A 24411-nucleotide genomic window follows, 5' to 3' on the forward strand; every position below is an offset into this window, starting at 1 on the left:
AATATTGACTGTTTAATATGAATTTTATTAATATGCAGCATAATGTTATGAAAAAAAAGTAAATATAATCATGATTATTAATGAATTTTAAATAACAAATAAATAAACTGAAAAAGAATATGATCGTGTTTAAATGTTTTTGGATAATGATGCCATAATAAAACCCACTCAAAGTAAAACTAACACTGAAAAATGTAATTGTCATTCCTAAAATTAATGATGAAATGAAAGATACTGATTTTATCTTATCATTCGGATTATCTGTTAAAAAATCAGGTATTATTTTAGTAAGACCGAAGAAAAAAGAGAGGTGAATTAATATGACAAAAAGAAAGACAAGTACTATCTTAAATCTAACAGGGAAATAAAAATACCTTTTATAACTTTGATCATCTAAAGTTATATTTTCCAATTCTGGATCGGATTTTTTCAGTTTTTCTTCTAACTCTTTTGTTTCATTTAAGAGTTTTTTAAATCCCACATTAAAAATAAATTCTTTTGTTTTCATGGTATTGCTTTCTTAATGTATAGAGTTATTAAAATCACTTTGGTAAATAACTTGCTGGATTTTCATAAGTAATAGAATGAATAGTACCAATAATATATTTACCTGATGTAATTATATTTTCTGGATTTCGGATTGTCCCTGACATTCCACTACCAATAAATCCACCTGCTGCTGCCAGAGAGTCACGTAAATGATGTCTCAATGTGTTTTGTATCATTTCTGTAGGATAACGTTTGATGTATTTCCCTTGTGCTATTGCTTGCTTAATTGCCTGATTAGATATTCCAGGATTGTTATGACGTATAATCTCTTCGGTCAGCCGCTTTCTTTCATGTCTTGGCATGTTTTTTAGCCATTCTGATGCTTTACGGGGGGAAGTCGCTTTCATTATCTTATATGTGCTATATGTCTCCTTCAGAGCTGCTGCACCAGAGGTAAGAGAGATCATATCCATTATGGTTGAAGTTGTGACATACCAATCTTGTGAGTCCAACCAAGCAACATGTTCTATGCCTTCTTGTCCTCCCACAGTGAGATTATAAATTCTATATCCACCATTTACACATTGAGCACCTGACGCAACTAAACCGCTATATGACAATATTGCTAAAGGTGTAGTTCCTCCTCCTGTAAATGGGGCTGCTGCTGCTGAACCAGATAAACCTATCCCCGATAATACAGCACCACCACACGCCAGAGCTGTTGATCCAATCTCTATCATCAGGCTAGGTTCAGAAACTGTTTTTTTCAATTCTGCTTCTGGTGCAATAGTGAGTTCCGTATTATAAATAATAATATGTGTTAACTCAGAAGTCGTCTGATTTCCACGTCTTTTCGATGGCCTAACCAAATAAGGCCTTAGTTTTCCATCAGAATAAATAATACCCGCACCATAAAAATCACGGTGGCAATCTAATGCATCTGCAATTGCTTGGAAATCGATATTTCCTTCGGAATTAGGTAGTGTACCAAGACTTTTTGAGGTATAAAAATTTGGTAGCGTATATTCATCAAATTCATTCTGCAACAGTGATATAAGACTATCCGAACGCATTTTAATTACCACCTATTATAATTTGTTTTATATTAATTATATACTCAATAAACAGTTTCTTCCCAAATACAATAGCCTGATGTGCCTGCTATATGATGCTGACAAACAATATCTTTATATTGAATTGCGACAACTTCTTCTGGTTGCCTATCAGCATGATCGACAGAGTGCGGATATTGAACATTAACATTTAATAACTTTGCATTTCTTAATGTAACAGAATAATACCGCTCTTGACCTCCTGCTTGTGAGGTACGATAAAAATCAAATGCTAAATCAAGCTCTTCATTGTTTGCAACTGCCATCAATAACAATGGTGATGATTTATCAAGTGGTTTAACAAATTTAACTGGCTGATGAGCAACATTTTGCGCTCTTGCAACTCCGTGATTAAATTGTAATACAAAAATTTGATCTTCATGTCCTAATTGATATTTATTACCAATAGAATCTAATGTAGAACACCCTTGAGAAATTAGACCTTGAAGTTTACCTTTAATTGTCACATAAATAGAGTTCGCCATGTTTTACCTCATAGTTATCATTATTAATTCAATTCGTTATAGCAGAAAAAATCATCAAGGAAAACAATCTAAGTTAAGAAATAGACATTTAAAATAGATATAAATTTATTATTCTTTTATAAAAAAGATATCACAATTTAAATAGCTCTTATTTTAAGATACAAAGAAAAATCTATCATTCCCCACTTCAGTACATGATCACTCCAACCCCAATTCCTTCAATTTCCGGGTTATTGTATTTCTTCCCCAGCCAAGTAAACGGGCTGCTTCCTGCTTATGTCCATTAGTATGCGTTAATGCGCAGTTAAGTAAGGTACGCTCCAATAATGGTAACGCGTCAGAAAGAAGATCTGCCTTGCCGGCTTGTAAGGCATTTTCTGCCCATGTCGCTAATTGTTGTGACCACTCTTCTGATGATGAAAAACCGGAAACAGAGACATTATCTGTTGGTTCAACGGGCTGACTTTCAATTAAATCAGTTGGTAGATCTTGTACCAGAATTTCTTTACTGACAGCCATCACCGTCAGCCAGCGGCAGACATTTTCCAGCTGACGGACATTCCCGGACCATGATAGATTCATCAGGGCTTTTGCGGTATCGGGATGCAGTACTTTAGCCTCAATTCCCAGCTCTTTAGCGGTCTGTTGCAGGAAATGTTGGGCGATGCGGGGAATATCTTCCACACGATCCCGTAATGGAGGGAGCTGCAAGCGAATGACATTCAGGCGATGATAAAGGTCTTCTCTGAACTTACCTTCTTCGACCCGTTGTTCAAGGTTCTGATGAGTGGCGGCAATAATACGGACATCAACTTTTACCGGTGCATAGCCGCCAACCCGATAAAACTGCCCTTCTGCCAGAACCCGTAACAGGCGCGTCTGGATATCCAGTGGCATATCGCCGATTTCGTCCAGAAATAGTGAACCGCCATTGGCCTGTTCGAAGCGCCCATGACGAACCTGATTAGCTCCGGTGAAAGCCCCTTTTTCATGGCCGAATAACTCTGATTCAATTAAATCTTTTGGGATCGCCGCCATATTCAGGGCAATAAAAGGCGCGTCGGCTCTTGGGCTATGGCGATGCAGGGCATGAGCTACCAGCTCTTTTCCTGTTCCTGATTCACCATTGATTAACACGCTGATGGAAGAGCGGGAAAGTCGTCCGATAATCCGGTATACCTCCTGCATGGCAGGAGCTTCTCCGATTATTTCAGAAACCGATGAGGCTATTTTCGGGCTGCGGGAAGTTTGTTGTTGTTCACGTGAATGGCTTAATGCCCGTTCAACCAGTGCGACCGTTTCATCGATATCAAACGGCTTTGGCAGATAATCGAATGCTCCGTGCTGATAGGCGCTGACAGCTGCATCTAAATCAGAATGGGCGGTCATAATGATGACCGGAAGCTGGGGGTGATTCTGCCTGATTTGATTGAGTAAACTTAACCCATCGAGCCCCGGCATACGGATGTCTGACAGCAATACTTCAGGGCTGTTCTGTGATAATGCAGCCAATACAGAATCTGCATTTTCAAAACTGACACAATCCATACCTGCGCCGCTCAGCGCCCGTTCAAGTACCCAGCGGATAGAACTGTCGTCATCAACGATCCAGATTTTTCCTCGTTGCATGATATCCCCTATTTCTTGATAGGCAGGTAAATGGAAAATTCCGTATGCCCCGGCCAGCTAGTAAATTCGATTTTTCCAGTGTGCTGATCAATCAGGTTTCGGACAATAGATAACCCAAGCCCGGTTCCGCCTTCATGCCCACTCACCATTGGATAAAATAGCATATCCTGAATATTCGGAGGAATGCCCGGCCCATTATCTTCAATATCAATCCGGGCTGCCAAGCGGTAACGTTCACCGTGCAAGGTAATCTGGAAGGCTGTTCGGGTACGTAAAGTAATAGTGCCTTTTTGATCACCCAATGCCTGTAGCGCATTGCGGGTGATGTTTAATAAAACCTGCTCAATCTGATCAGGGTAATGAGACAGCTCCGGCAGGCTGGGGTCGTAATCTTTGACCAGAGTAATATTACTGGGCATTTCCAGTGATACCAACTGATAAACCCGCTCGACAACATGGTGGATACTCTGGCTAATCTGAGCCCCCGGATGTTGAGGCCCTAATAATCGATCGACGAGAGTACGAAGCCTGTCAGCCTGTTCAATAATGACTTGTGTATATTCCCGCAAAGAGGGATCCGGCAATGTTTTTGCCAGTAATTGAGCCGCTCCCCGTAAACCACCCAGCGGATTTTTAATTTCATGTGCCAGCCCCCGAACCAATTCCCGTGCAGCTATCTGCTGTGCCTGTTGTATCTGCTCTTGGCTTAAACGTCGCTGACTATCCATAGGAGCGAGTTCCAGCAGAATAAACTGTTCGGAAATTGGCTGGGCACTGAGCGACATAACATGCGAGTGATTATTGATCACCAATATCACTTCATTATCTGTAAAACCATGCCCGCGTATCAGGCTGGAGCGCATAAATTCCGTATCCAGCGAGATATAGCTGAATAAAACCGGAAGCGGAGTGCCGAATAATTTACGTGTACTTTGTGCCAGAAGTTGCATAGCGGAATGATTGGCATAGTGGATAATCAAATCGTTATCCAGCACTAATACACTATTTATCAATGAATCAAGAATTTGTTCTGCTTTGGGAAAATTAGCCATTGCCATTCAACCTTTGCACTTTTTTGGTGCATTGTATCTTATTTAATCATAAATTGAGTACCCCTCTTTATATCTGAGATATCGGAGGGAAAGGTCAGAAGGAAAAGGACCCATTCGAAAATGGGCCAAAAGTTTCACGGCAACAAAACTAATCAAGAACGGCAGTAATGCCTTGAAGCATTACACGCTGTAATACAGTTCAAACTCCAGAGGGTGTGGTGTCATGCGGACGCGTTCAATTTCACTATTCAGTACACCGATATAAGCATCAATTGCATCATCAGTGAAAACACCGCCGCGTGTCAGGAATTCACGGTCTGCATCCAGAGCAGCCAGTGCTTCTTCCAAAGAAGAGGCCACAGTTGGGATTTCTTGTGCTTCTTCGGCTGGCAGGTCATACAGGTTTTTATCCATTGAATCACCCGGATGTATTTTATTGATGATCCCATCAAGACCCGCCATCAGCAGAGCTGAGAACGCCAGATAAGGGTTTGCAGCCGGATCAGGGAAGCGGACTTCAATCCGACGGGCTTTACTGCTGGCAACAACCGGAATACGGATAGAAGCTGAGCGGTTACGGGCAGAATAGGCCAGCATCACTGGAGCTTCAAAACCCGGCACCAGACGTTTGTATGAGTTGGTGGTTGGATTGGTAAAGGCATTCAGGGCACGGGCATGTTTGATAATACCGCCGATATAATAGAGTGCCATTTCGGACAAACCACCGTATTTGTCTCCTGCGAACAGGTTAACACCACCTTTGGACAGTGACATATGACAGTGCATGCCTGAACCGTTATCCCCAACTAATGGTTTCGGCATAAATGTGGCGGTTTTACCGAAAGCATGGGCGACATTATGTACAACATATTTGTAAATCTGGGTTTCATCCGCTTTTTTGGTCATAGTATTGAAGCGGGTGGCGACTTCGTTCTGGCCTGCGGTTGCAACTTCATGGTGATGAGCCTCCACAACCAGCCCCATTTCTTCCATCGTCAGGCACATTGCTGAGCGCAGATCCTGAGAAGAGTCTACTGGGGGAACCGGGAAATAGCCGCCTTTGATACCGGGACGATGGCCTTTGTTACCACCTTCGTAGCGAGTTCCGCTGTTCCATGCCGCTTCGGTATCATCAATATGGTAATAAGAGCCTGAAATAGAGCTGCCGAAACGAACATCATCGAACAGGAAAAATTCTGGCTCTGGTCCGAACAGAACAGTGTCAGCAATATCACTGGAACGCAGGAAATCTTCTGCACGTTTTGCAATGGAACGGGGGTCACGACCATAACCCTGCATGGTGCCGGGTTCCAGAATATCGCAACGAATAATCAGAGTGGCATCATCAAAGAAAGGATCAAGCATGGCTGTAGAAGGGTCGGGCATTAACACCATGTCAGATTCATTGATACCTTTCCAGCCCTTGATAGATGAACCGTCAAACATTTTACCATCTTCGAAGAAGTCTTCATCAATCTGGTGGGCAGGAATAGTGATGTGCTGTTCTTTACCTTTAGTGTCAGTAAAACGTAAGTCAATAAACTTCACCTGATGTTCTTCAATCATGGATAAAACATGTTCAACGGACATACTAAGTTCTCCTGGTTTACGTCAGCCGGATGCGTTGTCAGAAACGCCGCCTTTATCTTAAGCAGCTGATGCTGTCTTTGTATACAGACAATTCGTGGCAATTTTCAATGCTAAACTCTAATGTGAAAACTAATGCGAAAAGCGTGCCAATTTTTAAAAAAGTTTTAATCCTGATGTATCCGTACATAAATGGAGAAAAATTATAGAGAATTGATAGAAAGGGCGAGGAATTTTCGAGGGTTTTTGCACTTAATTGGTGCATTGGGATAACGCACTGCACTGTTATGGTGAATTGCCGGAGCCGCTATAAAATATAGGTGAATTACTATAATTGTGATTGTTATCACGGTTGTTATCATGATGGTTATTAATGTTATTTCAGGTTATGTCGTGTTTATATGCAAAAAAACAGATAAACTTCAAAAGTGATGCGTCTCACATTTATTTCACTCTGTGGTTATAACGTGTAAAATAGCACCATATTTGTGTTGAATGAGGGTAGCATCGCACCCTGCATGCTGTACCCATTTAATATTTCTTCAAATAGCTAAAACGGTAAAAATACTTGTCAATTAATAATTTAAGAAACATTGCCATTATCGCTCACGTTGACCATGGCAAAACAACGCTGGTTGATAAACTCTTACAGCAATCCGGTACATTTGGTGAACGTGCTGCAACAGCTGAGCGTGTGATGGATTCCAATGATCTGGAAAAAGAACGTGGTATCACCATCCTTGCAAAAAATACTGCCATCAAATGGAATGACTACCGTATCAATATCGTGGATACCCCGGGCCACGCCGACTTCGGTGGCGAAGTAGAGCGTGTAATGTCAATGGTCGACAGTGTTTTACTGCTGGTCGATGCGATGGATGGCCCGATGCCACAGACTCGCTTCGTAACCCAGAAAGCCTTCGCTCATGGTTTGAAGCCAATCGTTGTTATCAACAAAGTTGACCGTCCGGGCGCGCGTCCTGACTGGGTTGTCGATCAGGTATTTGACCTGTTCGTAAACCTGGGTGCAACTGATGAGCAGCTGGATTTCCCTATCGTTTATGCTTCTGCATTGATGGGAATCGCAGGCAACGAGCACACTGAGATGGCAGAAGATATGACTCCGCTGTATCAGGCAATCGTTGAGCATGTTGAGCCACCTAAAGTTGATCTGGATGGCCCGTTCCAGATGCAGATTTCCCAGCTGGACTACAACAACTACGTGGGTGTTATCGGTATCGGCCGTATTAAGCGCGGAACCGTAAAACCAAACCAGAACATCACGCTTATCGATAGCGAAGGTAAAACTCGTAACGGTAAAGTTGGTAAAGTATTCAGCCATTTGGGTCTGGATCGTATCGAATCAGATAAAGTTGAAGCGGGCGACATCATCGCGATTACCGGTCTGGGCGATCTGAACATCTCTGACACGCTGTGTGAAGTTAATGCTGTTGAAGCTTTGCCAGCGCTGGCTGTTGATGAGCCTACCGTTAGCATGTACTTCTGTGTTAACACTTCACCTTTCTGTGGTCGTGAAGGTAAATACGTAACATCCCGTCAGATCCTTGATCGTCTGAGAAAAGAACTGGTTCATAACGTGGCTCTGCGCGTTGAAGAAACTGAAGATCCAGATGCTTTCCGTGTTTCCGGTCGTGGTGAATTGCACCTTTCTGTTCTGATTGAAAACATGCGTCGTGAAGGCTTCGAGATGGGAGTTTCTCGTCCGAAAGTTATTTTCCGTGAAATTGATGGCCGTAAGCAGGAACCTTTTGAACAGGTAACTCTGGATATCGAAGAGCAGCATCAGGGTGATGTGATGCAGGCACTGGGTGAACGTAAAGGTGAGATGCGTGATATGCTGCCAGATGGCAAAGGTCGCGTACGTCTGGATTACGTTATTCCAAGCCGTGGTCTGATTGGCTTCCGTACTGAATTCATGACCATGACTTCCGGTACTGGTCTGCTGTATGCAACTTTCAGCCACTATGATGACATCCGTCCGGGTGAGATTGGTCGTCGTCAGAACGGTGTACTGATTTCCAACGGTCAGGGTAAAGCGGTTGCTTATGCTCTGTATGGTTTGCAGGAGCGCGGTAAGCTGTTCCTTGGTCATGGTACAGAAGTTTATGAAGGCCAGATCATCGGTATTCACTCCCGCTCTAATGACCTGACAGTAAACTGTCTGACAGGTAAAAAGCTGACCAACGTTCGTGCTTCAGGTACTGATGAAGCGACAACCTTGTCTCCGCATATTAAGAAAACACTGGAGCAGGCACTGGAGTTTATTGATGATGACGAACTGGTAGAAGTGACTCCTGAGTCAATTCGTCTGCGTAAACGCCACCTGACTGAGAATGAGCGTCGCCGCGCAAGCCGCAGCAAAGAAGCTTAATTTCTCCTGATAGCTTAGGGTGCTTCGGCACCCTGAGTTTTATGACCTGCTTAATCCGAACTCTTCTCCCAATAACCTGCCAGTCTTGCAACCTCACTCAATTTCTTATTTTTCAACTAAGATTGATTCTTTGTGTGGTTTGATTATCAGCGTAATTTGTCTATTTTTTGTCGCTTCACCTTTTTTCTTGATGACATTATGATAAAAGTACAAAACGATATACCTCAGTCAGGAGGGAGTATGCTGTATATTTTCGATATGGGTAACGTGATTATTGATATTGATTTTAGAAGGGTACTGGCGGTTTGGAGTAACCTGAGCGGGACACCACTTGCAATTCTGGCTCCCAAATTTGCTCTGGGTGAAGCATTTGAAAAGCACGAGTGTGGCCAAATTACAGATGCAGAATTTGCCGAAACGCTATGCGATGAAATGGAGGTTTCTCTTAGCTTTGAGCAGTTTTCTGAAGGCTGGAATGCGATTTTCGTTGGTGTCAGGCAGGAAGTTATTGCGTTGATGAATAAACTGCGTGAGCAAGGGCATCGGGTTGTGGTGTTATCTAACACAAATAACCTACATTTTCAGTATTGGCCGCAACAATACCCTGAAGTCACTACATCAGCAGATCATTTATACCTGTCTCAGGATCTGGGGATACGTAAACCTAATCAGGACATCTTTAAATATTTACTGGAAAAAGAAGGTGTAGCTGCTGAGCAGGCGGTTTTTTTTGATGATGTTCAGGAAAATATTGAAGCAGCCAAAAGATTAGGCTTCAACGCTATTCATGTAAGCGGCAGGGATACTATCCCGGATTATTTTAAGACACATGACTTTTCACCTCTCACCGTAACATAATTTCTGATCTTCATGTATACCCAATGGATTTCGAGTTACATCGCGGCGGCAAGGGAGGGAATCCTCAAGAGCATAGATAACCGTATGTTTATAAAAACGGTGACTGGGGTGAGCGAGCGTAGCCAACAAAGAGGCAACTTGAAAGACGAAGGGTATAACATTCAACAAGTTCTAAATAGGGTGGCATCTTGGCAAGCGAGGCTCCACCCTTACAGGTTAATCTACCGATACGGATCATACATAAGAAAAATGATTGCATTAATTCAACGCGTAACACAGGCAAAAGTAGTTGTTGATAGTCAGACTATAGGTGAAATTGAACAGGGGCTGCTTGTTTTTCTGGGAGTTGAAAAAGAAGATGATCAGCAAAAAGTGCAGCGCCTGTGTGAAAAGGTAATGGGTTATCGCGTATTCAGTGATGAAAATGGGAAAATGAATCTCAACGTCCAGCAAGCCAATGGTAGCCTATTGGTTATCTCTCAATTCACTCTGGCAGCGGACACCCAAAAAGGTTTAAGACCAAGCTTTTCTGGAGGCGCTGAACCCAAAAAAGCAGATGAACTTTATCGCTATTTTGTTGAACAGTGCCGTGCAACTGGTGTAAAAACAGAAATGGGGCAATTTGCTGCGGACATGAAAGTGAGTCTGACAAATGACGGGCCAGTGACTTTCTGGTTACAAGTATGACTTTCTGATTAGAAATATAATGTTAAAAGCATGCATGCTCCCCGACTACACACGACAACACGCAAAGAAGGGGCTGTTTCTATGTATCACCTCAGAGTACCTCAAACCGAACAAGAGCTGGAAACTTATTACCAATTCCGTTGGGAGATGCTGCGTAAACCACTTCATCAGCCTGTCGGCTCAGAAAAAGATGCTTATGACTCAATGGCTCACCATCAAATGGTGGTTGATGAGAAGGGCAGGCCAGTCGCTGTCGGACGTTTATATATCAATGCGGACAGTGAAGGTGCTATCCGTTTTCTGGCTGTTGATCCGAATGAGCAGCAAAAAGGGCTGGGCACCCTGGTTGCAATGGCACTGGAATCTGTTGCCCGGCAGGAAGGTGTGAAGCGGATAGTTTGCAGTGCGCGTGAGGATGCGGTTGATTTCTTTAATAAGCTGGGATTTCAAAATCGTGGGCTTATCAACGGCGCTAACTCATCTCCTATTAATCATTTTTTGATGATTAAACCTATTATGAGTCTTGATGATATTCTGCATCGTCCGGACTGGTGTGCTCAATTGCAGCAGGCATGGTACAAACATATCCCCCTGAGTGAAAAGATGGGTGTGCGTATTACTCAATATACGGGGCAGCGCTTTATTACTACTATGCCGGAAGCGGGAAACCAAAACCCTCATCATACTATTTTTGCTGGCAGTCTATTTTCTCAATCGACATTAACCGCATGGGGTCTGATTTGGTTGCTCTTGCAGGAGCGTCAACTAGGAGGAGAGATCATTCTGGTGGATGCGAATATTCGTTACCAAAAACCTATTGTTGGTCGTCCTAGTGCTGTTGCCGACCTCAACAATATGAGCGGTGATTTAGCCCGTCTTGCCCGTGGTAATAAAGCACGTGTAAAACTGGAAGTTCATGTCAGCGGTGAACAGGGACTCGGAAGTGTGTTCACCGGTACTTATATTGTCTTACCCGCTGAGCGGGCTGCGGCAGCATGAGCTATTATACACTTCATCTTTCAAGTTGCCTCTTTGTTGGCTACGCTCACTCACCCCGGTCACATAGTTATCTATGCTCCCGGGGATGAGTTCCCTTGCCGCCGCGACGCATCTTGAAATCCATTGTGTATACAACCTGAGTTGCTGAAATATTTGGCTTTTCTACATACTGAATTTGTTACAACACGACAGTTGCACAGGTTTTGCTTTGATCACCATTTGGTTGCCCAGCCTCACCAGATTGTTCTGTACCAGATTGCCCGGCTGGGCAGTTATCAGTAGAAATCACGCCTTGCTTAATGGATTGTGACTCTTTATTGGATGTCTTATCTTCAGCTGTCAGTGTTCCATTGATCGTGCTTTTCAGATTATCGTCAGCAAGGTTTCCAGTGATAGCCAGTGAGAAATTCCCCTCGCCATGGAGATTGAGTGGTGTCCAGCCCCATTGTGGCAAAACTCCCAAATTCACACTCATTCCTTTTACATTGAGCTGGAAGGGTTTTTGGGCAGCAAGCTGTTCAAGGAAGCCGTTAAACTGGAGTATGCCGTCACCTGAAAAGGTGTTCATTTTATCAATAATAACCTTGTCATCTGTGGCATATAGTTGCAGATAAGGCCGCACTATTTCAACTTTATTGAATGTGCCACTCATGGCCTGCAATGAAGTTTTCCCATTCCATAATCCCCAGTGACCATCTTTCAGGATATCCAGAGTATCGACATATCCCGATAAGGTGGTGAGCTGAAATGGAAAATCAGGGTTGGTATCAATCAGGAGCGTATTGTTGATACTGACATTATTTAACTTCAGTGCTGAAATCCATTCAGGTGCTGGATTTTTAATATAGTTGCGCCACTCTGGAGGTAAGGAGTAAATCAGACCGGTTACAGAGCTGTCATTGAGGGTTAACTGATGATTTTTTCGATCCCACTGCGCTTTAATATTAAATAAGCCCTTCTGATAATGGGTAGTCAGATTAGCGATGGTAAAAATATCACCGGAAAAACTGAACTGGCCTAATATATCTTTGAACTGAGCTTCGTTGAAGGCCATATTCATGGCATTAAAGTCAATCAGACCGTCTTCTGCCTGCCATTGTCCGTTAACCAGCCCTAAGCCTTTGATGCTGGTATTAAGATAATCAGCAGACCAATCTTTTCCCTGTAATTTGGCGTTAGTAAGATTGAGATCTTTAATGTGGATAGCGGGAAGATGGCGGGTTTTTTCTGTCAGCGCAGCCAGAGTCATGGGTGACTGCCAGCGTATGTCGTTGATCAGGATATTCTCTAAGTTCCAGCTGCCATCAGCTAATTGTTGCCCATTCCCAGAGATCAGACCCTGTAGGAACTCAGCACCAAAGGAATTTATAACCAGATTGTTATTCTGATAGCTACCCTGCATGACGACCTTATCAAATGACAGGCCATTTATGTTGATGTTATTGGCACTGAACTGGTATTGCCCTGAGCCAAAAGGGGTATTCTTATCAGGAGACCAGGGAGTAATACCGCCGACAATATTTTTGCCCTGAATCTGTGAATTGGGGGTTGTTAGCTGAACATCCATTTTATTCAGTTGCAAAACATCGGCTTTCAAGGCTGGGGTAAACTCAGAACCTGAAAGTATCAGTTTTCCATCTTGTAAGGTCAACTTACGCAGATTTGTTAATTTTGTCGGGGCCTGCCATTTAAAATCCAGATCGACAGTATTGGCATTGAGTGAGAAAGAGCCTTGCTTATCACTGAGACTCACATTATTGAGCATTAAGGTCATAGGCTGGAGCCAGCTGTGACTGATATTTTCAATATTAACCTGATAATGACCTTGTTTATTAATCCATCTGCTTATTTTCTTTGCTCCCCAGTGTGTCTGGGCAACAAAATAAACAGCAATAATTGCCAGAATCAGTAATAACAGCAGAACAGCAAAGCCTTTCCCTAACCACTTCATCATCTCACCCCAATATAATCTTCCTGAAAAAATCCTTTTATGCCGTAAAAAAGAGCATCACTCAATAGACAATGCTGAAAAACCTTTAATTCCCCCATCTAGGGCAGAATATTGCGAAAGGTTACGCAAAATATAAAAAAAATCCCGCGATTAGAGCGGGATAATATAACTATCAATGCGAAAACTAAGGCGAAAACGAAGGTGAAAATCTTAGATTGAAACGCGATAGTTTATTTTTCCTGAGGAAAAATCAGATTAAGCAGGATTGCAGTCAGGCCACCCGCTGCAATACCGGAAGAAAACAGATTTCTTATCCACTCAGGTGCAAACTGTAAAATAAGGGGTTGTTGTGCAACGCCAAGCCCCATAGCCAGTGATAATGCAATGATCATAATGGCACGGCGATTTAACGGCTCCCGGGAAACAATTCTGACACCGGATGCTGCAATCGTGCCGAACATGACAATCGTTGCGCCACCTAATACCGGCTCTGGAATATGCTGGACAAAACCGGCCACTGCCGGAAATAACCCCATCAGGATCAACATAGAAGCAATAAGGTAACCAACATAACGGCTGGCAACCCCAGTTAATTGGATTACTCCGTTATTCTGACCAAAACAGGAATTCGGGAATGTATTAAATACGGCAGAAATCATCGAATTGACGCCATTTGCCAGTACACCGCCCTTAATTCGCTTCATATATAACGGGCCGCAGACAGGCTGCTCGGAAACATCTGAAGTAGCTGTAATATCCCCAATCGTTTCCAGTGATGTCACCATAAAAATCAGGATTAATGGGATGAGTAAATGCCAGTCAATAGAAAGCCCGTAATACAGCGGGGCTGGCACAGTGATAATTGGTTTGTCTTCTGTTGTGGCGCAGTGGGGTAGCATGTCCATGTACCATGCGGCCAGATAACCTACTGTCATGGCAATAACCAGAGAAGCAACCCGCAGATAGGGATTATGCTGGCGGTTCAGCAGTACGATGATGGCAAGAACAATTCCGGCCAGAAAAAGATTTTCAGGGGCGCCGAATGTACCTTGCTGAATAGCAGAATAGCCACCACCGATAGAAGTCAGTCCGACCTGAATAAGTGACAGACCAATAATCATCACAACAATGCCGGAAACTAAAGGGGTGATGAGCATTTTAGCCAGATGAAGTACACGAGAAAGCAATATTTCAGTCGTTGCTGCAAGCATCAACGTACCAAACAGAGCAGCCATCATGGTCGGCACATCAGCACCACCGTTTTTCAGGGACAAGCCACCCATGATGAGAGGAGTGACAAAATTAAAGCTGGTGCCCTGAATAGAAAGTAAACCAGAGCCAACAGGTCCCCAGGAGCGGATTTGAATCAGTGATGCCAGACCGGAGGCAAACAGAGACATACTGATGATGCGTTGGGTATCTTCTGCCGGAAGTCCAAGCGCCTGACAGATCAACATAGCCGGCGTGATAACGGCAACGAACATTGCCAGCAGATGCTGAAAGGCGGCAAATACAGCGTGCGGAAGATGGGGTTTATCTTCCAGACGGTAAATTAATTCGCTGTCTGATTTTTTGAGAGTTTCCAGTGCTGGATTTTCGCGTGTTGAGGTGGCCATGAGTGTAGTTTCGAGTGAAAAAAACACATTTTATTGATCTAGATTATAAAAGCAATCGTTTGCGTTAAATTTTGCCTATGGCTTATAACCTTATTTCGTCACACTTTTAAATGTTTTAACTTGTGTTTATTAGGAATTTTTTTTCTAATCCAATCCTTACCTGCTCTTGGCGTTTTTATAGGATGATTATAACGTCGCATTAAATTAACATAATTTTAACAATTAGATGGGGTACATAAATGTATCATCTGGATATTTATGGCACGCTCGTTGCGGCCACACTTGTTTTGCTACTGGGAAGAAAGCTCGTACAGTCAATTTCATTTCTTGAAAAGTATACAATTCCAGAGCCAGTCGCAGGTGGCTTACTGGTTGCTTTTGTTCTGCTGGCAGTTAAACAGTCTACGGGCTGGGAAGTCAGCTTTGACCTATCCCTCAAAGACCCCCTTATGTTGGCATTTTTCGCCACAGTTGGCCTGAATGCTAACCTCGCCAGCCTGAGAGCAGGCGGAAAACTTCTCTTAATCTTTGTTGTCGCCGTTGTAGGCCTGCTGTTGGTACAAAACACAGTCGGTATTGCACTGGCGAAAATGCTCGGCCTTGACCCATTGATGGGGCTATTGGCAGGGTCTGTGACCCTTTCGGGAGGGCACGGCACGGGCGCAGCATGGGGTAAGGTCTTTACTGAACGCTACGGTTTTGAGAATGCGACTGAAGTGGCAATGGCTTGTGCGACATTTGGTTTGATTCTCGGAGGACTGATTGGTGGGCCTGTTGCCCGCTTGCTGGTAAGAAATGACAAAACACCGGGTCTGGAGAATGATGATGCTGAAGTTCCATCTGCATTTGAAAAACCTTATACCGGCCGCCTGATCACGCCATTGGTCATGCTGGAAACCATCGCATTAATCTCTATCTGCCTGTTGGTCGGTAACTATCTTGAGAAAGTGCTGGAAGATACGCTCTTTTTGCCAACGTTTGTCTGCGTTCTGTTTACCGGTGTGATACTGAGTAATGGCCTGTCTCTGCTCGGCTTTTACCGGGTATTTGATCGGGCTGTATCAGTACTGGGTAACGTCAGCTTGTCACTCTTCCTGGCAATGGCACTGATGAGTCTTAAATTGTGGCAACTGGCTTCCCTTGCCCTGCCGATGCTGGTGATCCTCGCTGTACAGGCGGTAGTGATGGCATTGTACGCAATATTCGTGACTTACAGAGTCATGGGTAAAAATTATGATGCCGCGGTACTGTCAGCCGGTCACTGTGGATTCGGGCTGGGTGCGACACCTACGGCTATTGCAAATATGCAGGCAATTACTGACCGTTTCGGACCATCCCATGTAGCATTTTTACTTGTACCGATGGTAGGTGCTTTCTTTATTGATATCGTTAACGCAGCAATTATCAAAATTTACCTAATGTTACCTATATTCCCATCTGTTACAGGTTAATTTAACTTAGCTTTTTGTTCTTGTAGATGTGCCGCTGGAAGATTTCAGCGGCATTTTTTTATTTTTGTGAAATCCTATTACTCAGGCGTGGCTATACTGAGAGCGGTCGGAAAGCCAGCGCTCAATCAGTGCCTTCGCGTTTTCCGGATAATGCTGGTGGATATAGTGGGCAATGCGCTGAACTTCAGGGAGCATACTTTGGTCCCGTAATAAATCGGCAATTTTGAATTCGACATTACCGGTTTGGCGCGTACCAAGAAGTTCACCCGGCCCCCGGATCTCTAAATCTTTCTGGGCAATGACGAAACCATCATTACTGTCCCGCAGAACCTGCAAACGGATTCTGGCGGTATTGGTCAGCGGTGTTTTATAAAGCAGAACACAATGTGAGGCTATTGCTCCACGCCCGACACGACCACGAAGCTGGTGTAACTGAGCGAGCCCCAATCGTTCCGGGTTATCGATGATCATCAGGCTGGCATTGGGAACATCAACACCAACCTCAATCACCGTTGTCGCAACCAATAGTTGTAGTTCACCACGTTTAAAAGCCTCCATGATGGTTTGCTTTTCTGCTGGCTTCATCCGTCCATGAACTAAACCGATTTTCAACTCGGGCAACGCCAGAGCAAGTTCTTCACTGGTAACCTGAGCCGCCTGTGCCTCCAGAACTTCAGAGTCTTCAATCAGAGTACACACCCAATAAGCCTGACGTCCTTCATCTAAGCAGGCATTTTTAACTCGCTGGATAATCTCATTTCGACGGGTATCGGGAATGGCGACAGTTGTTACCGGTGTCCTCCCCGGAGGAAGTTCATCAATAACGGATGTATCCAAATCGGCATAAGCTGTCATTGCCAGTGTCCGTGGGATTGGTGTGGCAGTCATGATTAATTGATGCGGATGAAAGCCCTGTTCATGTCCTTTTTCCCACAGAGCCAGACGCTGATGAACACCGAAGCGATGCTGTTCATCAATAATTACTAATGCCAGCCCGGCAAATTTAACTTGTTCCTGAAACATAGCATGCGTGCCGACGACCATACTTACCTGCCCGCTGGCAATAGCTTCCTGTTGTGCCTGTCGAGCCTTGCCCTTTTGTTTTCCAGCCAGCCATCCTACCTGAATACCGAGTGGTTCAAGCCACTGGCGAAAAGTGTTGGCATGTTGCTCAGCAAGTAGTTCAGTAGGTGCCATCAATGCAACCTGTTTACCATGAACGATGGCACGGACTGCCGCCAGTGCTGCAACCAGTGTTTTTCCGGAACCGACATCCCCCTGAATCAGCCTCATCATCGGAACTTCTTTTTCCAGATCATGCTCTATTTCTGCCACCACGCGATCTTGTGCACGAGTCGGTGAAAAGGGGAGCAGAGCCAGTAACCGCTGCTTTAATGAATTATCCGCAGTGAGAGGCTGGGCCTGAAAGCGTTGTGCTCCCGCTCTGACTGCCAGCATACTTAAATGATGAGCCAGTAATTCTTCCAGAATCAGGCGGCGTTGAGCCGGATGTCTGCCACTTTCCAAATCAGCTAAGGAAATGTCAGGCGGTGGGCGGTGTAACGTATGCAGGGCATTTGAGAGGCTGATAATCTTCCGGCTGAACTGCTCTGGTAATAGCTCATTAACGGCGCAGGTATCCAGCAGCTCCAAAGCCTGTTCGATTAATTTACGCAGCGTAGTCTGGCGTACTCCCTCTGTCGTAGGGTAGACAGGGGTTAAGGTTTCCTGCAAATGGATACGCTCGACGTGTTGCTGAATTTTGTATTCCGGATGGATAATTTCAGCACCCTGAGAACCCCGACGTATTTCACCATAAGCGATGATATGTTTACCTTCTGCCAGACTGTTCTTCATGGCGGCAGTGAAATTAAAAAAGCGCAGGGTTAACACGCCAGTGCCGTCACTGATTTGGCAGGTCATCATACGCCGCCGCCCAAAAACGACATTGGTACGTAAAATTTCGCCTGTCACTGTCGCATAAATACCGGGCAACACTTCATTGATGGGGTATAGCCGGGTTTGATCCTCATAACGGAGAGGCAAATGCAGTAATAGATCCTGTAGATTGACCAACCCCAGTTTGGCAAGCTTACCTACCTGACTGGCACCAACACCACGTAAAGTTGTTAACGGGATGGCATCAAGTAATCGGCCTTTCATATCTATTCTCCATTAATCCAGTTCTCCATCAATCCGGTTTTCCGTCAGTGTAATTTATTTCCCTGCTGATGGTGTTGTCGTTGCCTGCATTGCTGCCCACCAGGATTCACTTGCTATGATTTGCCCTTGCTTATCAATCAAAGGTTGTTCCAGCCCTTTACGGTGTGAAACTGCCGCTAAAACGGGGTATCCCCCTTCAAACAGCAATTTTTGCTGATCTTCCTCAGACAGCGTGCTTTCTTCTCGCTGATACATACCCGCAAGCTGGCGTTGTCTCTGGGCTTCATACAGGATCAGCGCAGAAGCAACGGAGACATTCAGTGACTGAACCATGCCTGCCATCGGAATGACAATGTCATGATCTGCCAGAGCAATAGCCTGTTTGGAAATGCCTTTCTTTTCCTGTCCCATAATGATGCAGGTAGGTTTAGTGTAATCAATCTGACGGAAATCGACGGCTTTATCAGAAAGATTGGTCGCTAATACCTGCATTCCGGCAGTTTTAAACTGGTTGATAGCCTGCTCAACGGATGAATGAGTTTTTACCTGAACCCAGCTGTTACTGCCTGCGGCGGAAGATAGTTGAGTTCGTAATTGTTGAGTAGGCCAGACGGCGTGGATTTGGTGAATACCAACTGCATCCGCAGTACGAATCACTGCAGATACATTATGGGGTTTGTGTACTTCTTCTAAACAAATTGTCAGGTCAGGCTGACGCATTGCCATCATCTGACAAATACGTGCATAACGTTTAGGATTCATAACCTCTAATTTCGGTTACGGCTGACTCGTAGTACATCCGGCATGACACGTATCTTGCGCATGATATTTGCCAGCTGGATACGATCTTTGGCAGTCAGCCTAATGAAAGCACAATAAACGCGGCCATCTTTTTCTTCGGTATTCATGCTTTGGATATTGGAGTTTGCATCATTAATGGCGGCTGTCAGATTTGCCAGTGCGCCCTGATGATTAAACATGTCAACTTTAATCTCAGCAATAAAATCGCTGTTGACATCTTTATCCCACTCAACAGGCATGAATTTTTCCGGTTCTTTCTGGTAGCCACGAATATTACGGCAGGATTCGTGATGGATAACCAAACCTTTGCCCGGGCTGATATGAGAAATAATCGGGTCACCGGGGATAGGACGGCAACATTTGGCAAAGGTAATCAGGATACCATCAGCGCCTTTGATGGGCAGTTTACGGCTATTATTACTAATATTGTTGTTACTGTTATTGTTGCCGTTGTTATTATTGCCACTATTACTGTCTGGCATTTTTTCCTTCTCGCCCAACAGATTATGAGCAACAACGACACTCATTGCGTTACCTAAGCCGATTTCTGCCAGCAGATCATCCAGTGAAGTCAGTTTCATTCTTGCCAGTTCTCTGGCAATGTTTTCTTCCGGAATATCGGCAACTTTCAGGCCGTTGCCGAGGGCATGATTAAGCAGACGCCGACCCAGACTGACTGAATCATCCCGTTTTAGGTTTTTCAATAGCTGACGGATCTTAGCGCGTGCTTTCGAGCTGACGACAAAGTTCAGCCATGCGGCATTAGGGCGGGCACTTGGTGCGGTAATAATTTCGACGGTTTGCCCACTGCTGAGAGTTTGAGACAGTGGATAAGGCTGACGATCAACACGGGCCCCGACACAGGCGTGACCAATATCGGTGTGAACGGCATAGGCAAAATCGACAGGTGTTGCCCCTGCCGGCAATTCGACAATACGCCCTTCAGGAGTAAAAACGTAGATCTCATCAGGGAATAGATCAGATTTGACGCTTTCAATGAATTCGAAAGAGCTACCGGCACTTTGCTGAAGCTCCAGCAGGCTTTGCATCCAGCGCTGAGCGCGAACCTGAGCAGTCGTACCTGATTCACCCTGTTCTTTATAAGCCCAGTGTGCAGCAACCCCCATTTCAGCCATTTGATCCATATCTTCAGTACGGATTTGCACTTCAACCGGGACTCCATGTGGGCCGATAAGAGAAGTATGCAGGGACTGATAGCCGTTGGCTTTGGGAATGGCAATATAATCTTTTACTTTACCGGGACGGGGTTTATACAGGCTGTGCATTTGCCCCAGAACACGGTAACAGGTATCAAGGTTATCGACGATGACACGGAACGCGTAAATATCCATGATGGAATGAAAACGTTGTTCTTTCAGGTGCATCTTACGATAGATAGAGTAGAGGTGTTTTTCCCGCCCATTGACGGTACATTTGATACCGGCATCCGTTAATCTGCCCTCAATTTCTGACAGAATTTTCTGGATCATCTCCTTACGGTTGCCGCGAGCAGCTTTAACTACCTCTTTAATCACCCGGTAACGGTTCGGATACAGAGCTTCAAAACCCAGCTCTTCCAGTTCTGTTTTCAGGTGATGGATACCCAATCGATGGGCTAACGGACTGTAAATTTCCAGCGTTTCCCTGGCGATGCGCCGCCGTTTATCAGGGCGCAGGGAACCAAGGGTTCGCATGTTATGTGTACGGTCTGCCAGTTTGATCAGAATGACACGGATATCCTGTACCATTGCCATGACCATTTTGCGAAAGTTTTCTGCCTGAGCTTCTTTCTTATCACGGAAGTTCAGTTTGTCCAGCTTAGAGACACCCTCAACTAATCCGGCGACAGCTGTCCCGAATAGTTGCTCGATATCCTGAAATGTCGTTGGTGTATCCTCTATGACATCATGCAGAAGTGCAGCCATCAGTGTTTCATGATCAAGGCGCATTTCAGCCAGAATACAGGCAACGGCGACCGGATGAGTAATATATGGCTCACCGCTGGAGCGGGTCTGCCCTTCATGGGCATCCCTAGCTACGATATAAGCCTGCTTCAACAGACCAATCTGATCTTCAGGCAAATATTTAAGAACAAGCTGATTCAGGCTTTCAAACAGGTACAAGGCAGACCTACCGTAAAATTAACGACGACCGTCGGCGATAGCAGAAACAGCGTTGATTTCTGCAGCTTCCTGCTCCTGTTGTTCCTGACGTTCACGAACATCAAGAATTTTATTATTGATAAGACCCTGCTCGATTTCACGCAGAGCGATAACCGTCATCTTATCGTTTTCTTCCGGAACCAGAGGATCTTTTCCGCCTGACTGCAATTGGCGTGCTCGGCGAGCAGCGACCAACACCAGGTCAAAACGGTTACCAATTTTTTCTACTGCGTCTTGAACAGTTACGCGTGCCATATGTGTGCTACTCCACAGATAAATAAGTGACCGGACATGATACTGAAACTTAGTTCAGTCTGCCAATAATTTGCTGATTAACGCATCATGTCGTTGAGCCTGCCTTTCTAAACGCAGGCGTTCTGAACGAATAACCGATTGTAAATCGGCCAGAGCAGTATTGAAATCATCATTGATGATGACGTAATCATACTCGCCATGATGCTCCATTTCAGCGACAGCTTGAGACATGCGTTTAGCTATGACCTCTTCGCTGTCCTGACCGCGCCCGCGCAGGCGGCGGAGTAATTCTTCCCTTGAAGGCGGAAGAATAAAAATACTACGGGCCGCAGGCATTTTCTGACGGATTTGTTGCGCACCCTGCCAGTCAATATCAAGAAAGACGTCAATCCCACTGGCGAGAGTATCTTCGATTACTTTACGGGAAGTGCCGTAATAGTTACCGAAAACACAGGCATGTTCCAAAAATTCATCATGGTTAATCATATTTTGGAATTCATCGGTTGTGACGAAAAAATAATGTTCACCATGATTTTCGCCTGGGCGTGCCGGGCGGGTTGTATGTGAAACAGAAACCTGAGTGTCATACAAAGGCTGGGTGTTTAATAAAGCCTGAATAAGGCTTGATTTGCCTGCTCCACTCGGTGCAGAAACAATATATAACGTTCCTTGGCTCATGCTGATTTCTTGACTGGTTGGGTATTAATAAATGCAAGCGTAGGAATATAAAATCCCACATAGTATACACGGATACGTTAATCCATGCAGCGTTACAATACATGCCTACGAGTGATTCAACAAAATTTTTTATTAACAAACGAAGATTAAAGCGATTTTTTACAAAACAATTCCATATAAAATAATAGATTGCAGAAACAAGCTAATAATTTTTCGAGACTCATCGCAAACACTCTTTTTCCTCATTGGTATAGCCAAATTTCTTTATTATTCTTTGCCTGCATTTAAGGAACGTGTGGAGCAAGGATGCTTAATTTTCTCATTATGATATTGATGTTGTTATGTGGGGTGCCGATAGCACTCGCAGCAGATTGTCCCGTTTGGTCAAAGGAAAAACTTCAGCTTGAAATCGAACATCTGACACCACAGGTAGCTCGATGGGAGCAGCTGTATCGCCAGCAGGGGATTAGTGAAATAGATGATGAAATTTACGATCAGCTATTGGAATCCCTGACACACTGGCAGCATTGTCTGAATCAGACACAGAATAATAATGTTGTCATAGCCATTCCGGATAATGGAAAACAGACTCATCCTGTCCAGCATACAGGGTTGCGTAAACTGAAAGATCTGGAGGAAGTGCGGAAATGGGTACAAGGGCGCTCGAAAGTCTGGTTACAGCCCAAAATTGATGGTGTTGCGGTAACACTGGTTTATCAGAAGGGGCTGTTGACAGGGTTAATCAGCCGTGGGAATGGAACAGAAGGCACAGACTGGCTGGATAAAAGCAAATTTATATCCAGTATTCCCCAACAGATAAAAAATGCACCGGAACATATGGTGTTACAAGGCGAGCTTTTTTGGCGGCAGAATAATCACCGCCAGTCGGTTGCTGGTAGTCAGGGCGCGCGCAGCAAGGTTGCGGGTTTGATGATGCGTAAGGCCCATTCAGCAGAACTGAGTCAAATAGGGATATTTGTTTGGAGCTGGCCGGATGGGCCGGATGAAATGACTGCTAAGCTTGAACAACTGGCTTCCATGGGCTTTCCGACTACGCAACAATTTAGCCATCCTATTTTCAATGCGGAAGAAGCAGAGAAAAAATGGAAAATGTATTTTACCCATCCCCTCCCTTTTGCTACTGATGGTGTTGTATTAAGGCAAGAGACTGAGCCAGCCGGCAGGCAATGGCGTTCAGGTTCAAACAGTTGGGCTGTTGCATGGAAGTATCCTCTACAGCAACAAGTCACCACAGTAAGCGATATTCAATTCAGGGTAGGCCGCACAGGGAAAATTTCCGTATTACTGGAGCTGGAAAAGATTCAATTAGATGACAGGCAAATTAGCCGCGTTCATATTGGCTCGGTGACGCGTTGGAAGCATTGGGACGTTTATCCGGGAGATAAAGTAACAATAGCACTGGCAGGGCATGGTATACCAAAACTTGATAAGGTGGTTTGGCGTATCGCTGAACGCAAACATCTTAATCCTCCTGATGCAGAACAATTTCATTCACTCAGTTGTTTTGTATTGAATAATGATGAATGCCAACAGCAGTTTATCGCACGTCTGACATGGATGGGCGAAAAATTGGAAATGAGGGGAGTGAGTCAAGGCACATGGATGATTTTAGTCACGAGTAAAAAGATCAAGAACCTGACAGATTGGTTAGCATTGGATGTCAGACAACTAGCTGAAATACCAAATATCGGAACTAAGCGTGCTGAATCAATTTTCAGTCAATTCCAGCAATCAAAGCGGCAGCCAGCCTCATTATGGCGCGAAGCGATAGGAATGCCTTATGCCAATAAATTTACAAATAAAATAGCTTGGTTCGGAAAAATGCAGTTACCCGAAGTAGAAATACAAAAATATAGTGCTTTATCCGTTAAACAAAGAGCAAAAATTGAGAGATTTTTTCAGTATCCTGACGTTAAAGAATTAATGGAAGCACTAACTTTACAGGGCATTGATCTGTAGAAATATCCTTTATATTCATTGGAGATAAGGAAAATAAAACTGGGGAGTCGAGTGAGAGCGTAGG

The 24411-nt window shown here is 44.4% G+C and carries 19 protein-coding genes; 6 read left to right on the top strand and 13 right to left on the bottom strand.

The annotated features are described in order from the left end of the window. The 6 genes from AACX38_RS08890 to glnA form a co-directional block, all read right to left on the bottom strand. On the bottom strand, positions 1–508 hold a 508-nt coding region (locus tag AACX38_RS08890; protein WP_228864069.1), incomplete at its 3' end, for a hypothetical protein. Between the two features lie 34 nt (positions 509–542). Continuing rightward, positions 543–1562: a hypothetical protein gene (locus AACX38_RS08895; RefSeq protein WP_228864070.1), complete on the bottom strand. Its 1020-nt coding sequence runs from the start codon at positions 1560–1562 to the stop codon at positions 543–545. A 44-nt stretch (positions 1563–1606) separates the two neighbouring features. Beyond that, positions 1607–2086 carry an Hcp family type VI secretion system effector gene (locus tag AACX38_RS08900; RefSeq protein ID WP_228864071.1) on the bottom strand — a complete coding sequence of 160 codons (480 nt, stop codon included), beginning with the start codon at positions 2084–2086 and terminating at the stop codon, positions 1607–1609. Between the two features lie 198 nt (positions 2087–2284). Next, a complete protein-coding gene (gene glnG / locus AACX38_RS08905) occupies positions 2285–3715 on the bottom strand; it encodes a nitrogen regulation protein NR(I) (RefSeq protein ID WP_228864072.1) in 1431 nt (476 codons plus the stop codon). Between the two features lie 8 nt (positions 3716–3723). Further along, entirely contained in the window at positions 3724–4767 is a 1044-nt protein-coding gene (gene glnL, locus AACX38_RS08910) for a nitrogen regulation protein NR(II) (RefSeq protein WP_370630628.1), read from the bottom strand. A 180-nt stretch (positions 4768–4947) separates the two neighbouring features. After that, a complete protein-coding gene (gene glnA, locus AACX38_RS08915) occupies positions 4948–6357 on the bottom strand; it encodes a glutamate--ammonia ligase (protein ID WP_228864074.1) in 1410 nt (469 codons plus the stop codon). Positions 6358–6922: 565 nt separating this feature from the next. Here glnA and typA point away from each other — a divergent pair. From typA to fabY, 4 genes are all read left to right on the top strand, one after another. Beyond that, on the top strand, positions 6923–8746 hold the full coding sequence (typA, locus tag AACX38_RS08920; RefSeq protein WP_099120342.1) for a ribosome-dependent GTPase TypA: 1824 nt from the start codon (positions 6923–6925) through the stop codon (positions 8744–8746). Between the two features lie 240 nt (positions 8747–8986). Next, the gene (gene yihX / locus AACX38_RS08925; protein ID WP_228864075.1) at positions 8987–9604 is read left to right on the top strand and encodes a glucose-1-phosphatase; all 618 of its coding nucleotides are present in this window, start codon (positions 8987–8989) and stop codon (positions 9602–9604) included. Positions 9605–9853: 249 nt separating this feature from the next. Next, the gene (gene dtd, locus AACX38_RS08930; RefSeq protein ID WP_099109503.1) at positions 9854–10291 is read left to right on the top strand and encodes a D-aminoacyl-tRNA deacylase; all 438 of its coding nucleotides are present in this window, start codon (positions 9854–9856) and stop codon (positions 10289–10291) included. Between the two features lie 81 nt (positions 10292–10372). Beyond that, on the top strand, positions 10373–11290 hold the full coding sequence (fabY, locus tag AACX38_RS08935) for a fatty acid biosynthesis protein FabY (protein ID WP_099120339.1): 918 nt from the start codon (positions 10373–10375) through the stop codon (positions 11288–11290). 178 nt (positions 11291–11468) lie between these two features. On the opposite strand, the gene AACX38_RS08940 is transcribed toward fabY, so the two are convergent. Together AACX38_RS08940 and AACX38_RS08945 are read right to left on the bottom strand one after the other, a co-directional pair. Next, on the bottom strand, positions 11469–13244 hold the full coding sequence (locus AACX38_RS08940) for an AsmA family protein (RefSeq protein WP_339385669.1): 1776 nt from the start codon (positions 13242–13244) through the stop codon (positions 11469–11471). 227 nt (positions 13245–13471) lie between these two features. Then, a complete protein-coding gene (locus AACX38_RS08945) occupies positions 13472–14857 on the bottom strand; it encodes a uracil-xanthine permease family protein (RefSeq protein ID WP_228864077.1) in 1386 nt (461 codons plus the stop codon). Positions 14858–15096: 239 nt separating this feature from the next. Between AACX38_RS08945 and gltS the strand changes: the two genes are divergently transcribed. Beyond that, positions 15097–16308, top strand: coding sequence for a sodium/glutamate symporter (gltS, locus tag AACX38_RS08950; RefSeq protein WP_099120337.1), 1212 nt, complete (start codon positions 15097–15099; stop codon positions 16306–16308). An 81-nt stretch (positions 16309–16389) separates the two neighbouring features. On the opposite strand, the gene recG is transcribed toward gltS, so the two are convergent. From recG to gmk, 5 genes are read right to left on the bottom strand one after another with little or no spacing between them, the layout of a single operon-like run. Further along, positions 16390–18471 carry an ATP-dependent DNA helicase RecG gene (gene recG, locus AACX38_RS08955; protein ID WP_228864078.1) on the bottom strand — a complete coding sequence of 694 codons (2082 nt, stop codon included), beginning with the start codon at positions 18469–18471 and terminating at the stop codon, positions 16390–16392. A 54-nt stretch (positions 18472–18525) separates the two neighbouring features. Then, a complete protein-coding gene (trmH, locus tag AACX38_RS08960; protein ID WP_228864079.1) occupies positions 18526–19233 on the bottom strand; it encodes a tRNA (guanosine(18)-2'-O)-methyltransferase TrmH in 708 nt (235 codons plus the stop codon). A gap of 5 nt (positions 19234–19238) precedes the next feature. After that, on the bottom strand, positions 19239–21395 hold the full coding sequence (gene spoT / locus AACX38_RS08965; protein WP_099120334.1) for a bifunctional GTP diphosphokinase/guanosine-3',5'-bis pyrophosphate 3'-pyrophosphohydrolase: 2157 nt from the start codon (positions 21393–21395) through the stop codon (positions 19239–19241). An 18-nt stretch (positions 21396–21413) separates the two neighbouring features. Next, positions 21414–21689 carry a DNA-directed RNA polymerase subunit omega gene (rpoZ, locus tag AACX38_RS08970; RefSeq protein WP_086954696.1) on the bottom strand — a complete coding sequence of 92 codons (276 nt, stop codon included), beginning with the start codon at positions 21687–21689 and terminating at the stop codon, positions 21414–21416. 54 nt (positions 21690–21743) lie between these two features. Continuing rightward, the gene (gene gmk, locus AACX38_RS08975) at positions 21744–22367 is read right to left on the bottom strand and encodes a guanylate kinase (RefSeq protein ID WP_228864080.1); all 624 of its coding nucleotides are present in this window, start codon (positions 22365–22367) and stop codon (positions 21744–21746) included. A gap of 306 nt (positions 22368–22673) precedes the next feature. Here gmk and ligB point away from each other — a divergent pair, with 306 nt between their 5' ends. Beyond that, positions 22674–24347 carry an NAD-dependent DNA ligase LigB gene (gene ligB / locus AACX38_RS08980; protein ID WP_228864081.1) on the top strand — a complete coding sequence of 558 codons (1674 nt, stop codon included), beginning with the start codon at positions 22674–22676 and terminating at the stop codon, positions 24345–24347. The last annotated feature ends 64 nt before the right edge of the window (positions 24348–24411 follow it).

The sequence above is a fragment of the Xenorhabdus sp. PB30.3 genome (assembly GCF_963895965.1).
GTDB classification, from domain to species: domain Bacteria; phylum Pseudomonadota; class Gammaproteobacteria; order Enterobacterales; family Enterobacteriaceae; genus Xenorhabdus; species Xenorhabdus stockiae.

What these genes read in the sequence shown, in the direction of transcription:
- glnG (WP_228864072.1), bottom strand. Translation starts at nt 3,715, where the DNA reads ATGCAACGAGGAAAAATCTGGATCGTTGATGACGACAGTTCTATCCGC.
- glnL (WP_370630628.1), bottom strand. Translation starts at nt 4,767, where the DNA reads ATGGCTAATTTTCCCAAAGCAGAACAAATTCTTGATTCATTGATAAAT.
- AACX38_RS08900 (WP_228864071.1), bottom strand. Translation starts at nt 2,086, where the DNA reads ATGGCGAACTCTATTTATGTGACAATTAAAGGTAAACTTCAAGGTCTA.
- fabY (WP_099120339.1), top strand. Translation starts at nt 10,373, where the DNA reads ATGTATCACCTCAGAGTACCTCAAACCGAACAAGAGCTGGAAACTTAT.
- recG (WP_228864078.1), bottom strand. Translation starts at nt 18,471, where the DNA reads ATGAAAGGCCGATTACTTGATGCCATCCCGTTAACAACTTTACGTGGT.
- trmH (WP_228864079.1), bottom strand. Translation starts at nt 19,233, where the DNA reads ATGAATCCTAAACGTTATGCACGTATTTGTCAGATGATGGCAATGCGT.
- glnA (WP_228864074.1), bottom strand. Translation starts at nt 6,357, where the DNA reads ATGTCCGTTGAACATGTTTTATCCATGATTGAAGAACATCAGGTGAAG.
- gmk (WP_228864080.1), bottom strand. Translation starts at nt 22,367, where the DNA reads ATGAGCCAAGGAACGTTATATATTGTTTCTGCACCGAGTGGAGCAGGC.
- AACX38_RS08940 (WP_339385669.1), bottom strand. Translation starts at nt 13,244, where the DNA reads ATGATGAAGTGGTTAGGGAAAGGCTTTGCTGTTCTGCTGTTATTACTG.
- yihX (WP_228864075.1), top strand. Translation starts at nt 8,987, where the DNA reads ATGCTGTATATTTTCGATATGGGTAACGTGATTATTGATATTGATTTT.
- AACX38_RS08895 (WP_228864070.1), bottom strand. Translation starts at nt 1,562, where the DNA reads ATGCGTTCGGATAGTCTTATATCACTGTTGCAGAATGAATTTGATGAA.
- dtd (WP_099109503.1), top strand. Translation starts at nt 9,854, where the DNA reads ATGATTGCATTAATTCAACGCGTAACACAGGCAAAAGTAGTTGTTGAT.
- rpoZ (WP_086954696.1), bottom strand. Translation starts at nt 21,689, where the DNA reads ATGGCACGCGTAACTGTTCAAGACGCAGTAGAAAAAATTGGTAACCGT.
- AACX38_RS08945 (WP_228864077.1), bottom strand. Translation starts at nt 14,857, where the DNA reads ATGGCCACCTCAACACGCGAAAATCCAGCACTGGAAACTCTCAAAAAA.
- ligB (WP_228864081.1), top strand. Translation starts at nt 22,674, where the DNA reads ATGCTTAATTTTCTCATTATGATATTGATGTTGTTATGTGGGGTGCCG.
- gltS (WP_099120337.1), top strand. Translation starts at nt 15,097, where the DNA reads ATGTATCATCTGGATATTTATGGCACGCTCGTTGCGGCCACACTTGTT.